Source organism: Sphingomonas sp. P4_D12 (assembly GCF_056401895.1).
This window is the reverse complement of record NZ_JBFUIL010000006.1, coordinates 456483-470042: the sequence shown is the minus strand read 5'-3', so window position 1 is coordinate 470042 and position 13560 is coordinate 456483. Positions and strand designations below refer to the sequence as shown.

The window sequence follows — 13560 nt, the reverse complement described above, 5'->3', positions numbered from 1 at the left end:
TGGTCCTCCGCGTCGCTTCGTGGCAGCGTCGGCCGCGATGGCGACGCTTTCCCCTGATCAGCCGAAACGACAACGGCCGCGCAATCGCGGCTTCGCCAATGCCGCACGCAATTTCGCGAACCATGTGGTCGCTTTGCCGGGTTTCGTGCCGCTGACGGCGAGCGGGCTCGCGGCGATCGTTCTGGCGACGATCACCGGGGCGTTCGGGACGATCGCGATGGCCTATCCGGCGCGGTTCGGTTTCTGGTCGCTGCTGATCGGCTGGAACATCGCCAAATGGATCGTCTGGTTCGCCTGGCGGGTGCGGCGCCCGCGGGACTGGCGGCGAGCCGCGGTGCTCGGGGCTTTGGCCATCAACCTGCCGCTGCCGCTCGAAATCCCGTTCGCGCTCCGCCTGTTCGGGGTCAGTACCGCCATCGATCCCGCGCGGACCTGGATCGAGGCGGCGGCGATCAGCGTCACCTTATTCGTCGCCTTGTTCCTGGCGCGGCGGGCGGGCCCAGCGAAAGCTGTCATTCCCGCCGACACCGGCATCCTGTTTCGCGCGGGCGTCCGCGACCTCGCCGAGGTGCACGGCCTGCGTGCCGAGGATCATTACTGCCGCGTCCATCTCGGCGACGGACGGACTCTATTGGTGCTGGCGCGGTTCGCCGATCTACGCGCCGAACTGGCGGGGATCGACGGCGAGCAGGTTCATCGCGGCGCGTGGATCGCCGCCGCGGGCATGGACGGCGCGGTGCGCGACGGGCGCGCCTGGCGGCTGGTGCTGGTCCACGGGACGCGGCTGCCGGTCAGCGACACCTACCTTTCCGCGGTCCGCGCGCGCGGCTGGCTGAAGATAAAACCCAAAGTCGGGGTGGCGTAACCCGCGACGGATCGGTAAGGGCGTCTCACACGACAGCTCAAAGGACCCGCGCCCAGTTCATGCGCATCGCCATCGCGTCCGATCATGCCGCCATCGCCCTCAAGGCGACGCTTGCGGAATGGTTGCGTGCGGCCGGGCATGAAGTCGACGATCTGGGTCCGCACGACGGCGCGAGCGTCGATTATCCCGATTACGGCTACAAGCTCGCCGAGGCGGTCGCCAGTGGTGCGGCCGAACGCGGGGTCGCCTTGTGCGGATCCGGCATTGGCATCTCGATCGCGGTCAATCGCAATCCCAAGGTTCGCTGCGCGCTCGTCTCCGAACCTTTGTCCGCCGCCCTTGCCCGCGAGCATAACGACGCCAACGCGATCGCGATCGGCGCGCGGCTGACCGGCGAGGCGATGGCGATAGCCTGCCTCGAAGCCTTTCTGTCCACGCCCTTTGCCGGGGGGCGCCACCAGCACCGGGTCGACAAGCTCGGCCATCCCACGCCAGCAGAACCAACGAAAGCCTGAACGATGAGCACCAATCCCAGCACGCTCCACGACGTCCAGCCCGACGGCTATTTCACTCGCGGCCTGGCCGAGGCCGATCCCGCGGTGTTCGCCGGCGTGCGCCACGAACTCGCCCGCGAGCAGAACCAGATCGAGCTGATCGCGTCGGAGAATATCGTCTCCAAGGCAGTGCTCGAGGCGCAGGGATCGGTGTTCACCAACAAGTATGCGGAGGGCTATCCGGGCAAGCGTTACTATCAAGGCTGCCACCCGTCGGACGAAGTCGAGCAGTTGGCGATCGATCGCGCCAAGGAAGTGTTCGGCTGCGAGTTCGCCAACGTCCAGCCGCATTCGGGCGCGCAGGCGAACGGTGCGGTGATGCTCGCTCTCGTCAAGCCGGGCGAGACGATCATGGGGCTCAGCCTCGATTCGGGCGGCCATCTGACCCACGGCGCCAAGGCGGCAATGTCGGGCAAGTGGTTCAATGCGGTACAATATGGCGTCGACGCGACGACGCATTTGATCGATTTCGACGAAGTCGCGGCCAAGGCGCGGGAGCATAAACCCAAGCTGATCATCGCCGGCGGCTCGGCCTATCCGCGCCAGATCGACTTCGCCAGGTTCCGCGCGATCGCCGATGAAGTGGGCGCGATCTTCATGGTCGACATGGCCCATTTCGCCGGGCTGGTCGCGGGCGGCGTCCACCCGACCCCGTTCGGCCACGCCCATGTCGTCACCACGACGACGCACAAGACCTTGCGCGGCCCGCGCGGCGGTGCCGTCTTCACCAATGACGAGGCGATCGCCAAGAAGATCAACTCGGCGGTGTTCCCCGGACTGCAGGGCGGCCCGCTGATGCATGTCATCGCCGCCAAGGCGGTCGCGTTCGGCGAAGCGCTGCGCCCCGACTTCAAGCTCTATGCCGCGGCAATCATCGAGAATGCCAAGGTACTGGCGGCGACCTTGGCCGAGCGCGGCGCGGCGGTCGTCTCGGGCGGCACCGACACCCATCTCGCGCTGATCGACCTCACCCCGCTGGGCGTGACCGGCAAGGACGCCGACGAAGCGCTCGAGCGTGCGGGCATCACTTGCAACAAGAACGGCATCCCCAACGACCCGCTCCCCCCGGTCAAGACCAGCGGCATCCGTGTCGGATCGCCCGCCGGCACCACCCGCGGATTCGGTCCCGCCGAGTTCCGCGAGATCGGCAATATGGTCGCCGACGTGCTCGATGGCCTGGCCAAAAATGGCGAGCAGGGCGACGCTCAAGTCGAAATGGCTGTGCGTGACCGTGTTAATGCACTATGTCACCGATTCCCGATTTATCCGGAAGGCTGAGACATGACCGAAGACAATCTGAAGCGGATGTGCACGCATTGCGACGCGGCACTGCCCGACGGCGCCAAATTCTGCCCGGCGTGCGGCGTCGCGACCGGCGACGGTTCGACCACCTATGAAGAAGCCAAGGCGTTCGTGATGAACAGCGCGTCCGAGGCCGAAAAGACCGCGCGCGATCTGATGAAGAATGAGGACGCGCAGAAGATCGCGGGTGCCGCGGCGGTCGGTGCGGTGGCGGCGATCGTGCTGCCGATCTCGATGGTGACGGGCGCGGTGATCGGCGCCGGAATCATGGCGTATAATCGATTCGCCAAATAAGGAGACGTATGAGTTCTTCGGACGAAACGCTCGCGGCGGCCCGCGCCGCCCTTCACCGCTCGCGCGCCGGTGAGCCCGAACCGGGCGTCGGCGGTGCGATGAAGCGCGGTGCGGTACTGGGGGCGATCGTCTCGCTGCCGGTCGCGGGCATCGGCGTGATCGGCGGCGCGGTGATCGGCGCCGGTGCCGCCGCGCTCGACAGACTCACGAAGAAGGACTGATCGACCTTGCGTTGCCCCTTTTGCGGCCACGAAGACAGCCAGGTCAAGGATTCGCGCCCGACCGAGGACGGCGCGGCGATCCGCCGCCGGCGGCAATGCGAGGGCTGCGCGGCGCGCTTCACCACGTTCGAGCGCATCCAGCTGCGCGACCTGGTGGTGCTCAAGAGCGACGATCGCCGCCAACCGTTCGACCGCGAGAAATTGATGCGCTCGATCTCGGTGGCGACACGCAAGCGCCCGATCGATCCCGTGCGCATCGAGAAACTGGTGTCGGGCATCCAGCGCCAGCTCGAGACGACGGGCGACCCCGAAATCCCCGCGCAGCAGATCGGCCAGATGGTGATGGAAGGGCTCAAGGGCCTCGATTCGGTCGCCTATATCCGCTTCGCCAGCGTCTATAAGGACTTCACCGAGGCGAAGGATTTCGAGGAATTCGCCGGGTCAGTGAGCGAGATCGGGGCTAAGCCTTAGGGGCGTGCCGCCCAGGCGGCCGCGATCATTTCCTCGAGTATTTCCGCATCCACATCGGCCAGCTTCTTGACGTAGAGGCAGCCGCGTCCGCGTTCGTGCTTGCCCAGCCGGTCGAGCAGCGCCTGATTCGAGTCGAGATCGCAGCTCAGGTAGAGAACCAGCGCCGCCTTGCGCGGCGAAAAGCCGATCGTGCAGATCTCGCCCTCGCGCCCACTGTCATATTTGTAGCGATGCAGACCGAACCCGACGATCGACGGCCCCCACATCACCGGCGGCTCGCCCGAGATGCGCGTCATGATCGTGGCGAGCGCCTGGCCGTCGGCGCGCCGCTGCGGATTCTCGACCGCGGCGAGGAACGCGTGCGGGTCGACCGTCGTCGTCTTGGTCTTGTTCTCGGCCATCGATCGCACCCCTAGCGAGTCGGTCCGCCCAGCCTAGCACGCCGACCGTGCTTCGCTTAAGCGGCCTGCCATGACCGCCTCCGCGATCACTCGCCGCTCGATCGCAGCGCAGGCCTGGCCGATCATGATCGGGCAGATCACGGTGCCGCTGGTCGGGCTGGTCGACACCGCGATCATCGGCCGGACCGGCGATGCGGTGGCGCTGGCGGCGGTCGCGCTCGGCAGTTTCGTCGTCACTTTCCTGTTCTGGACCTTCGGCTTCCTGCGGATGGGGATGACCGGGCTGACCGCGCAGGCTGAGGGCGCCAGGGACTTGGTCGAGGTTCGCGCGCTCCTGATCCGCGGCATCGCTTTGGGCGTCGGGCTCGGTGCGGTGCTGCTTGCGCTCCAGGCGGCGATCGTCCCGCTCGCCTTTCGTATCTTCGCGGGCTCGGGCGAGCTCGACAGCGTGGCGGAGGGGTTCGTTGCCGCTCGCCTGTTCGGCGCACCCGCCGCGCTCGCCGGCTTCGCCATCAACGGCTGGCTGCTCGGACTGGGGCGGACGCGCGCGGCGCTCCTGCTCCAGGTGGTGATGAATGCCGCCAACATCGCGTTCGACCTGATCTTCGTCTGGCATTTCGGCTGGGGCGCGCGCGGCGTCGGGTTCGGCACGTCGAGCGCGGAGTGGATCGCGCTGGCAACCGGCTTCAGCATCGCCGCTGTCGTGCTCGGGCGTGACGGCCGCATCGCGATCCGCAGCGAAGCCGCGCGCGCCTTCGAGCCGGCCGCGCTCAAGCGGCTGTTCGGGGTCAATGCCGACATCATGGTCCGCACCGTCGCCTTGCTGATCCTGTTCGGCTGGTTCGCCAATGCCGGCGCCCGGCTGGGGCCGGTCCAGCTCGGCGCCAACCATGTCCTGTCGCAATTCGTCGGCCTGGCGGCCTATGTGCTCGACGGCTTCGCCTTCACCGCCGAATCGCGTGTCGGCCAGGCGATAGGGGCAAAGTCGCGGATTGATTTCCTCCGTGCGATCCGGCTGACCGGCGAATTCTCCTTCGCCAGCGGTTTCGTCTTCGTCGCGGCGATCGGCCTGGGCGGGCGCTGGCTGGTCGAGCTGATGACCAGCAACCCGCACGTGCAGGAACGCGCGCTGGCGTTTGCCCCGTTCGCCGCGCTGCTGCCGCTGATCGGCGCGCCAGCCTGGCTGCTCGACGGCATCTTCATCGGCGCGACGCGAGGCAAGGCGTTGAGAAACGCCGCGATCCTGTCGACGGGCTTGTACATCGCGACCGATCTCGCGATGCGCCCCTGGGGAGCGCTCGGCGTGTGGATCGCACTGACCATGAGCTATGTCTATCGCGCTGGCGCGCTCGCTTTGTGGTGGCCGGGGCTGCTCAAGGACGTCGGAACGCCTCCGCCGCTTGCGGAACCGTCCCCCGGGACTTAGACGCGCTCGCGATTCCCCAATTCAGCGTTCGGAGCCGCCATGTCGGAAAAGATCAATCGTGTCGTCCTTGCTTACTCGGGCGGCCTCGACACCAGCGTCATCCTCAAATGGCTCCAGCAGACCTATCAATGCGAGGTGGTGACCTTCACCGCGGATCTCGGCCAGGGCGAGGAGCTCGAGCCGGCGCGCAAGAAGGCCGAGATGGCGGGGGTCAAGCCAGAGCATATCTTCATCGACGATCTGCGCGAGGAATTCGTCAAGGAGTACGTCTTTCCGGTGATGCGCGCCAACGCGCTCTATGAGGGCCTGTATCTGCTCGGCACCTCGATCGCGCGCCCGCTGATCGCCAAGCGCCAGATCGAGATCGCCAAGCTGGTCAATGCCGACGCGGTCAGCCACGGCGCCACCGGCAAGGGCAACGACCAGGTCCGCTTCGAGCTCGGCTATTACGCGCTCGCCCCCGACATCAAGGTGATCGCGCCGTGGCGCGAATGGGACCTGACCAGCCGCACCCGGCTGATCGAATTCGCCGAACAGCATCAGATTCCGGTCGCCAAGGACAAGCGCGGCGAGGCGCCGTTCTCGACCGACGCCAACCTCCTCCACACCTCGTCCGAGGGCAAGGTGCTCGAGGATCCGTGGGAAGAAGTGCCCGATTACGTCTATTCGCGCACCGACAATCCGGAGGATGCGCCCGACACGCCCGAGATCATCACGATCGATTTCGAGCGCGGCGACGGCGTCGCGTTGAACGGCGAGGGCATGTCCCCCGCGACGCTCCTCACCAAGCTCAACGAGCTGGGCAAGCGCCATGGCATCGGCCGCCTCGACCTGGTCGAGAACCGCTTCGTCGGGATGAAATCGCGCGGCATGTACGAGACGCCGGGCGGCACGATCTATCACCTCGCGCATCGCGGCATCGAGCAGCTGACGCTCGACCGCGGCGCTGCCCACCTCAAGGACGAGCTTGCGCCGCGTTATGCTGAGCTGATCTATAACGGCTTCTGGTTCTCGCCCGAGCGCGAAATGCTCCAGGCGGCGATCGACCACAGCCAGGAAAAGGTCACCGGCACGGTGCGGCTCAAGCTCTACAAGGGCGGGGTCTATGTGATCGGGCGCAAATCGCCTTATTCGCTCTACAGCGAGAAGGTCGTGACCTTCGAAGACGATCAGGGCGCGTACGATCAGCGCGATGCGGCAGGGTTCATCAAATTGAACGCGCTGCGGTTGCGGTTGCTCGGGCGGCGGGATCGCTGAGCCAGCATCCGTCATCGCCCCATATCGTCACCCCAGCGCAAGCTGGGGTCTCGTGCGGCATCGCGCCCTCGCTTGAGATCCCAGCTTGCGCTGGGATGACGACTATTGGTGCCTGCTCGTGCAGCCGAGTAGGAATGGTCCGATTCCGCTCATCCCCAAGGCGCGTTTTAGGGGAGCGTTAACCATTTTGCCGCCAAGGCTCCTCTCGACCATCGCGGTTCGGGGGGAAAGTAGACATGCGGGACGATCAGGCAGTCGATGTCGCGATCATCGGCGCCGGCCCGGCGGGCCTGACTGCCGCGTACCAGCTCACCAAGCTCGGCTATTCGGTTACGGTGATCGAGAAGGATCCGGTCTATGTCGGTGGGATCAGCCGCACGGTCGAGCATGACGGCTTCCGGTTCGATATCGGCGGCCATCGCTTCTTCTCGAAATCGAAAGAGGTAGTCGATCTCTGGAACGAGATCCTGCCCGACGACTTCATCGAACGCCCGCGGATGAGCCGCATCTATTATGAGGGCAAATTCTACAGCTATCCCCTGCGCGGGTTCGAGGCGCTGATGAATCTCGGCATCTGGCGCTCGGCAATGTGCATGCTGAGTTATGCCAAGGCCAAGGCGTTTCCGACCAAGAACCCGCGCTCGTTCGAGCAATGGGTGGTCAACCAGTTCGGCCACAAACTCTATTCGATCTTCTTCAAGACCTACACCGAAAAGGTCTGGGGAATGCCGTGCGACGAAATGTCGGCGGACTGGGCCGCGCAGCGCATCAAGGGATTGAGCCTGGGCGGCGCGGTGATCGACGGGCTCAAGCGGTCGCTCGGGCTCAACAAGCGGCGCAACGACGGCATGGCCGTCAAGACATTGCTCGAAACCTTCCGCTACCCGCGCCAAGGGCCGGGCATGATGTGGGATGCCGCGCGCGACAAGGTGCTCGCCGGGGGCAATCGCGTGCTGATGGGCACCGCGCTGCATCAGATCAGCCAGGACCAGGCGACCGGGCGCTGGCGTGTCGCGGCGCGGCGTGGCGACGAGATGCTGACGATCAATGCCGGCCATGTCATCTCGTCGGCGCCGATGCGCGAGCTGGCCGGTCGGATCCATCCGTTGCCGGCGACTTTGCCCAATGCCCTCGACCTCAATTACCGCGACTTCCTGACGGTGGCGCTGATGATTCGGTCGGACGATTTGTTCCCCGACAATTGGATCTATATTCACGACCCGCGCGTGAAGGTCGGCCGCGTTCAGAATTTCCGCAGCTGGTCCCCCGAAATGGTGCCCGACGAAGCGCTTGCCTGTGTCGGCCTCGAATATTTCTGTTTCGAAGGCGATGGCCTGTGGTCGGCTTCGGACGATGACCTCGTCGCCTTGGCGACGAAGGAACTCGCGACTTTGGGGCTGGCGGATCCGGCCACCGTGGTCGGCGGGCGCGTCGTGCGGCAGGAAAAGGCCTATCCGGTCTATGACGACGCTTACCGGACCAATGTCGAGGAAATGCGCGGCGAGCTCGAAGCGCGCTATCCGACGCTCCATATGGTCGGACGCAACGGCATGCATCGCTATAACAATCAGGATCACGCGATGATGACCGCGATGCTCACCGTCCGAAACATCCAGGCGGGCGAGCGCCTCTACGATATCTGGGCGGTCAACGAGGACGCCGAATATCACGAGAGCGGCAATGAGGGCGAACGCGCCGCACTGGCGTCCGAACGCCTCGTGCCTGCCCGCCTGGGGGCGGCGGCATGATGAATCGCGTCATGGCCTTGCTGTGGCGAGCGACCTATTTGCGCTATCTCGCCGCGAGCGTCGTCGCGCTTGGCGTCGATGTCTCGCTGTTCCTGGTGCTCCAGGCCAGCGGCATGCCGATCGCGCTGTTGTCGGCGCTCAGTTACAGCGCCGGCATCCTGATGCACTGGCTGATATCGAGCCGGCTGGTGTTCGCCGGTGAGTTGCGCGACGTCGGCATCGATCGCGCGCGGCAACAGGCGCTGTTCCTGCTCTCGGCCTTTGCCGGCCTGCTGATCACCGTTGCGATCGTCAGCCTGGCGGTCCAATTCGGGCTCGACGCCCGGCTGGCCAAGCTGATCGCGGTCGCGGCGAGCTTCCAGGCCACGTATCTATTGCGGGCGAAGATCGTATTCGCATGACTCGGCGGCGCTTTTGGCTGTCGGTCGCGGCGATCTGGGCGATCACGTCGGCCCTGCTCATCGTCATCACCTGGAGCGCCATCGTCGCCTGGCGCTTTCCCGATCCCGACGACCAGATGCGGCTGTTGCAGGTCCGCGACTGGCTGGCAGGGCAGAGCTGGTTCGATCTGACCCAGCATCGTCTCAATGATCCCGCCGGCGTGCCGATGCACTGGTCACGCGTGGTCGACTTGCCGATTGCGGCGGTGATCGTGACGCTGCGGCCACTGCTTGGCCACCTTGCCGCCGAACATGTCGCCTTGGTGGTCGTGCCGCTACTGACGCTCGGCGTGGTGATGGCGTTGGTAGCAGCACTCGCGCGGCGGCTGCTCGCCAATGACGGTGCGGCGCTGATGGCGGTGTGTATTACCCCCCTCGGCGTGGAAGTCCTCCACCAGCTTCGGCCGATGCGGATCGACCATCACGGCTGGCAAATGGCGACCGCGCTTCTCGCGGCCTATGCGCTGGTTGGCGCCCCCACCAGGAAAGCGGGTTTGCTGGCCGGAGCGACGATCGCCGTGTGGCTGTCGATCTCGCTCGAAGGCTTGCCGATGATCGCGGCGATCCTGGCGCTGGTCTCGCTGAAATGGGCGGTGATGCCGGCCAATCGCCCGCTGCTGACGGCGACGGTAGCGGCCACCAGTCTCGGCGCCGTCTTTATCTTCCTGGTATCGCATCCGGCGAGCGCCTGGTTGGTGTCGCCGTGCGACGCGGTGTCGCCAGTCTATCTCGCGATGCTCATGGTCGCGACGGTGGGCACGATCGCGCTGACCGCACTGCCGATCCTGACGCTAGTCGGTCGTCTGGCCGGACTGGCGGGCGTCGGCGTGGCAGCGCTCGTCCCACTTCCCTTGCTCGCGCCGCAATGCGCGGCGGGTCCGTTCGGCCAGCTCGATCCGCTGGTCCACCATTATTGGTACATGAACGTGGCCGAAGGCCTGCCGTTATGGGACCAGACGCCGTTCGCGATCGTCAACACGATTGCCCTTCCGCTGCTCGGGCTGGCCGGGGCCGTGCTGGCGGTGAGGACGAGCACGGGCGAAGAGCGTGTACGTTGGATCACCTTGTTGTTCCTGCTGGGGGCGGCGACGGCGGCGGCGATCTTCGTCCAGCGGTCGGGCGGCGTCGCCAACCTGCTGGCGATCGCAGGGGTGGTACGCCTGCTTCATCCGCTGCTCCTACGGGCGCGGGCGATCGACAGCCTGCCCAAGCGGCTCGCAGCGACGTTCGGTATCTTCGCCGCGGCGGCGCCGGGCGCGGTTTTCGACACGTCGTTGGCCGCGTTGGCGCCCGATCCGCGAGTCGCAACGGTGCACCGGGCGATGGGGTGCCTCGATGCCAGCGACATGCGGGCGCTCCACGCTTTGCCGCGCGGCAACGTGCTCGCGCCGCTCGATATTTCGCCGGCGATCCTGCTGCTCACACCGCACGACGCCGTGGCGAGTGGGCATCATCGTGGCGCAACCGCCATGCATGACGTGATCGCGGCATTTGTCGGCACCGAGGATCAGGCGCATGCCATCATCCTCAGGCGGCGAATCGACTATGTCGCGTTCTGCCCCGGCCTGCCCGAGATCATGATCTATGAAAGCGAATCGCCCTCGGGGTTCCTGGCACGTCTCGACGCCGGCCGGATACCTGCCTGGCTGACACCGATGCCGCTCCCCGGCTCGCCCGCAAAGGTTTGGCGCGTGCGTTGATCTTGCGGCGTGGCCCCGCCCATGCCTAAAGCCGCGAAGATGGACGGCAGCGGCAAACTTCAATGGTGGCAGACGCGCACCTTCGTGGTGGTGATGGCATTGTTGTCGATGGTGCCGCTGTTATGGCCCGACATCCCGCCGCTGGTCGACCTGCCCGGTCATATGGGCCGGTATCGCGTCCAGGTCGATCTCCAGAATTATCCCTGGCTGCTCGACTGGTACAATTTCCAATGGTCGCTGATCGGCAATCTCGGCGTCGATCTGCTGGTCGAGATCATGCACCCGATCTTCGGGCTCGAACTGTCGGTCAAGCTGATCGTATTGTCGATCCCGCCGCTGATCGTGATCGGCTTGTTGTGGATCGCGCGCGAAGTCCATGGGCGCATCCCGCCCACTGCCTTGTTCGCGTTGCCGCTCGCTTATTGCTACCCGCTGCAATTCGGCTTCGTGAACTTCATGCTGTCCATGGCCTGGGCGCTGCCGATGTTTGCGCTGTGGCTGCGCCTCGCGCGGCTCAAGAAGTTCTGGTTGCGCGCGATCCTCTTCGTGCCGCTGTCATGTATCCTGTGGGTTTGTCACACCTTCGGCTGGGGTGTGCTCGGCGTGCTTGCCTTCTCGGCGGAAATGGTGCGCGAGCATGACCGCATAAAAAACGAGGTCGGGGCGCGGATCGGGCCGATCACGCGCGAAGGCGCCAAGCGCTGGGCGATGGGATTCGTCCGTGCCGGGCTGCACTGCCTGCCGCTCTGCTTGCCGATGCTGCTGATGATCGCCTGGCGCAACGGCCAGCACGTGACCGGGGAGACCGGCGACTGGTTCAACTGGCAGGCCAAGATCAGCTGGCTGACGATGATGTTGCGCGATCGCTGGATGGCGTTCGACATTGCCTCGGTGGCGGTGATCGGGCTCGTCATTTACAAGGCGGTGCGCGACCCCAATTTCGAATATTCGCGCGCCGTCGGCCTCTCGACCTTGTTCCTGGTCGCGGTCTTCGTGCTGTTGCCGCGCATCGTGTTCGGTTCGGCTTATGCCGATATGCGGCTGGCGCCGTTCATGGTGGCGATCGCGGTGATCGCGATCCGGCCCAAAAAAATGGTGTCGCCACGCACGATGACGACGGTCGCGGCGCTGGGCCTTGCCTTCGTGCTGGTCCGTACCACCGCGACGACGGTCAGCTTTTACATCTTCGACCAGAATTACGACCGTGAGCTCAAGGCGCTCGATCACATCCCGGTCGGCGCGCGCCTGGTCAGCTTCGTCGGCAAGACGTGCAACAACGAATGGCTGATGAGCCGGCTCGAGCATCTCCCCGCGCTCGCGCTCGAACGCAACGCTGCCTATACCAACGACCAATGGTCGATGCCGGGCGCGCAATTGCTCACGACCAAATATGTCGCTGCCGGGCACTTCTCGCACGACCCCTCGGAAATCGTCACCGAACGGCAATGCGCGCGCGAATGGTGGCGACCGATCGACCGCAGCCTCGCGCTCTTCCCGCGCCCGGCATTCGATTATGTGTGGCTGATCACGCCGCCGCCCTATCACGCCAAATACGTGCAGGACCTGACCCCGATCTGGCGCAGCGGCGACAGCGTGGTGTTCAAGGTCAACCATGTCGAGGTGGCGCCGCAAGCCAAGAGGAGCGACTTCCCGCTCCCGCCTAAGAGCAAGGTTCCCCTCTTCTGAATGGCGTGAGCTGGGCCAGATATTGCTGGTCGCTCTCGACGCCGGCGCGTTCGCGCGCCAGGAAATCGGCGATCGCACGACGGAAGTTGCGGTCGGGAATGTAATGCGCCGACCAGGTCGGCACCGGAACATAGCCGCGCGCCAATTTGTGCTCGCCCTGCGCCCCTGCCTCGACCGTCGATAGCCCGCGCGCGATCGCAGCGTCGATCGCCTGGTAATAACAGAGTTCGAAATGGAGGAAGGGGACGTCCTCGACGCATCCCCAATAGCGGCCATATAGCGTATCGCCGCCGATCAGGTTGAGCGCGCCCGCGATCGGGCGGCCGTTGCGTTCGGCCAGGATCAGCAGAACCTCATCCGCCATCCGCTCGCCGAGCAACGAGAAGAATGGCCGCGTCAGATAGGGATGCCCCCATTTGCGGCTGCCGGTGTCCTGATAGAATGCCCAGAACGCATCCCAATGCGCCTCGGTCAGCTCGGCGCCGGTGACGTGGCGGATGGTCAGGCCCTCGACCGCCTTGGCGCGCTCCTGGCGGATCGCCTTGCGCTTGCGGCTGGCGAGCGCTGCCAGGAAATCGTCGAACGTCGCATAGCCGTCATTCTGCCAATGGAATTGGGTGCCCTCGCGGATCAGCCAGCCCGCCGCCTCGAATAGCGGCAGTTGGTCGGGCGCGACAAAGGTCGCATGCGCCGAGCTCAGCCCGTTCTGATCGGTCAGCGCCTCGATCGCGCCGATCAGCGCGGTGGCCATCGTCTCGTCGCGTAGCAGCAATCGCGGGCCTGGCACCGGGGTGAACGGCGCCGCCACTTGAAGCTTGGGATAATAATCGCCGCCGGCGCGCTCCCAGGCATCGGCCCAGCCATGGTCGAAGACATATTCGCCCTGGCTGTGGCTCTTGGCATAGGCCGGCGCGATCGCGGCGGGCCGACCGTCGGCGCCGTCGACGATTACCGGCAGCGCTTGCCAACCGGTACCGCGCCCGACGCTGCCCGATTCTTCGAGGATCGAGAGGAAATCGTGGCGCACGAACGGATTGCCGGTGCCGGCGCAGGCATCCCAGTCGGCGGCCGCCACTTGCGACACGCCTTCCGAGATGCGCGCGGTGACGGGCTGGCGGCTCACGCGCCGCATTTCCCCGTCACCCCGACATTGCGCCGGGATTCACGCCGCCGTTCATCCTGCATGCTTGGGAAT

The 13560-nt window shown here is 65.6% G+C and carries 14 protein-coding genes; 12 read left to right on the top strand and 2 right to left on the bottom strand.

Annotation, left to right across the window (positions count from 1 at the left end; genetic code table 11):
- The first annotated feature begins 37 nt into the window (after positions 1 to 37).
- The 6 genes from AC1DSD_RS14840 to nrdR are packed head-to-tail and all read left to right on the top strand — an operon-like array spanning position 38 to position 3707.
- Positions 38 to 865: a LytTR family DNA-binding domain-containing protein gene (locus tag AC1DSD_RS14840; RefSeq protein ID WP_478031153.1), complete on the top strand. Its 828-nt coding sequence runs from the start codon at positions 38 to 40 to the stop codon at positions 863 to 865.
- Between the two features lie 59 nt (positions 866 to 924).
- Positions 925 to 1380 (top strand): ribose 5-phosphate isomerase B, encoded by a 456-nt coding sequence (gene rpiB / locus AC1DSD_RS14835; RefSeq protein ID WP_478031152.1) that lies wholly within the window; start codon positions 925 to 927, stop codon positions 1378 to 1380.
- Between the two features lie 3 nt (positions 1381 to 1383).
- Positions 1384 to 2697, top strand: a complete 1314-nt coding sequence (glyA, locus tag AC1DSD_RS14830; RefSeq protein ID WP_478031151.1) for a serine hydroxymethyltransferase — start codon at positions 1384 to 1386, stop codon at positions 2695 to 2697.
- A 3-nt stretch (positions 2698 to 2700) separates the two neighbouring features.
- Positions 2701 to 3015 (top strand): zinc ribbon domain-containing protein, encoded by a 315-nt coding sequence (locus AC1DSD_RS14825; protein WP_478031149.1) that lies wholly within the window; start codon positions 2701 to 2703, stop codon positions 3013 to 3015.
- An 8-nt stretch (positions 3016 to 3023) separates the two neighbouring features.
- Positions 3024 to 3236: a hypothetical protein gene (locus AC1DSD_RS14820; protein ID WP_066821230.1), complete on the top strand. Its 213-nt coding sequence runs from the start codon at positions 3024 to 3026 to the stop codon at positions 3234 to 3236.
- A 6-nt stretch (positions 3237 to 3242) separates the two neighbouring features.
- A complete protein-coding gene (gene nrdR / locus AC1DSD_RS14815; protein WP_478031148.1) occupies positions 3243 to 3707 on the top strand; it encodes a transcriptional regulator NrdR in 465 nt (154 codons plus the stop codon).
- On the opposite strand, the gene AC1DSD_RS14810 is transcribed toward nrdR, so the two are convergent.
- Positions 3704 to 4108, bottom strand: coding sequence for a DUF1801 domain-containing protein (locus tag AC1DSD_RS14810; protein ID WP_478031146.1), 405 nt, complete (start codon positions 4106 to 4108; stop codon positions 3704 to 3706). The two genes, nrdR and AC1DSD_RS14810, sit on opposite strands and share 4 nt — an antisense overlap.
- A 70-nt stretch (positions 4109 to 4178) precedes the next feature.
- Between AC1DSD_RS14810 and AC1DSD_RS14805 the strand changes: the two genes are divergently transcribed.
- The 6 genes from AC1DSD_RS14805 (at position 4179) to AC1DSD_RS14780 (ending at position 12365) form a co-directional block, all read left to right on the top strand.
- Entirely contained in the window at positions 4179 to 5534 is a 1356-nt protein-coding gene (locus tag AC1DSD_RS14805) for an MATE family efflux transporter (protein ID WP_478031144.1), read from the top strand.
- Between the two features lie 39 nt (positions 5535 to 5573).
- On the top strand, positions 5574 to 6791 hold the full coding sequence (locus tag AC1DSD_RS14800; protein ID WP_478031143.1) for an argininosuccinate synthase: 1218 nt from the start codon (positions 5574 to 5576) through the stop codon (positions 6789 to 6791).
- 236 nt (positions 6792 to 7027) lie between these two features.
- The gene (locus AC1DSD_RS14795) at positions 7028 to 8539 is read left to right on the top strand and encodes an NAD(P)/FAD-dependent oxidoreductase (RefSeq protein ID WP_478031141.1); all 1512 of its coding nucleotides are present in this window, start codon (positions 7028 to 7030) and stop codon (positions 8537 to 8539) included.
- Complete coding sequence (locus AC1DSD_RS14790; protein WP_478031140.1) at positions 8536 to 8940, top strand: GtrA family protein; 405 nt, start codon at positions 8536 to 8538, stop codon at positions 8938 to 8940. The genes AC1DSD_RS14795 and AC1DSD_RS14790 overlap by 4 nt, the downstream gene beginning before the upstream one ends.
- Positions 8937 to 10679: a hypothetical protein gene (locus tag AC1DSD_RS14785; protein ID WP_478031138.1), complete on the top strand. Its 1743-nt coding sequence runs from the start codon at positions 8937 to 8939 to the stop codon at positions 10677 to 10679. Before AC1DSD_RS14790 ends, AC1DSD_RS14785 begins: the two co-directional genes overlap by 4 nt.
- A gap of 39 nt (positions 10680 to 10718) precedes the next feature.
- The gene (locus tag AC1DSD_RS14780) at positions 10719 to 12365 is read left to right on the top strand and encodes a hypothetical protein (RefSeq protein WP_478031375.1); all 1647 of its coding nucleotides are present in this window, start codon (positions 10719 to 10721) and stop codon (positions 12363 to 12365) included.
- Here AC1DSD_RS14780 and AC1DSD_RS14775 read toward each other — a convergent pair.
- Positions 12340 to 13488, bottom strand: a complete 1149-nt coding sequence (locus AC1DSD_RS14775; protein ID WP_478031137.1) for a GNAT family N-acetyltransferase — start codon at positions 13486 to 13488, stop codon at positions 12340 to 12342. The two genes, AC1DSD_RS14780 and AC1DSD_RS14775, sit on opposite strands and share 26 nt — an antisense overlap.
- Positions 13489 to 13560: the final 72 nt, after the last annotated feature.

Coding starts and splice junctions, on each gene's coding strand:
- glyA (WP_478031151.1), top strand. CDS start 1,384: ATGAGCACCAATCCCAGCACGCTCCACGACGTCCAGCCCGACGGCTAT.
- AC1DSD_RS14780 (WP_478031375.1), top strand. CDS start 10,719: ATGGACGGCAGCGGCAAACTTCAATGGTGGCAGACGCGCACCTTCGTG.
- AC1DSD_RS14790 (WP_478031140.1), top strand. CDS start 8,536: ATGATGAATCGCGTCATGGCCTTGCTGTGGCGAGCGACCTATTTGCGC.
- AC1DSD_RS14795 (WP_478031141.1), top strand. CDS start 7,028: ATGCGGGACGATCAGGCAGTCGATGTCGCGATCATCGGCGCCGGCCCG.
- AC1DSD_RS14820 (WP_066821230.1), top strand. CDS start 3,024: ATGAGTTCTTCGGACGAAACGCTCGCGGCGGCCCGCGCCGCCCTTCAC.
- AC1DSD_RS14810 (WP_478031146.1), bottom strand. CDS start 4,108: ATGGCCGAGAACAAGACCAAGACGACGACGGTCGACCCGCACGCGTTC.
- AC1DSD_RS14805 (WP_478031144.1), top strand. CDS start 4,179: ATGACCGCCTCCGCGATCACTCGCCGCTCGATCGCAGCGCAGGCCTGG.
- AC1DSD_RS14825 (WP_478031149.1), top strand. CDS start 2,701: ATGACCGAAGACAATCTGAAGCGGATGTGCACGCATTGCGACGCGGCA.
- AC1DSD_RS14800 (WP_478031143.1), top strand. CDS start 5,574: ATGTCGGAAAAGATCAATCGTGTCGTCCTTGCTTACTCGGGCGGCCTC.
- AC1DSD_RS14840 (WP_478031153.1), top strand. CDS start 38: ATGGCGACGCTTTCCCCTGATCAGCCGAAACGACAACGGCCGCGCAAT.
- AC1DSD_RS14785 (WP_478031138.1), top strand. CDS start 8,937: ATGACTCGGCGGCGCTTTTGGCTGTCGGTCGCGGCGATCTGGGCGATC.
- rpiB (WP_478031152.1), top strand. CDS start 925: ATGCGCATCGCCATCGCGTCCGATCATGCCGCCATCGCCCTCAAGGCG.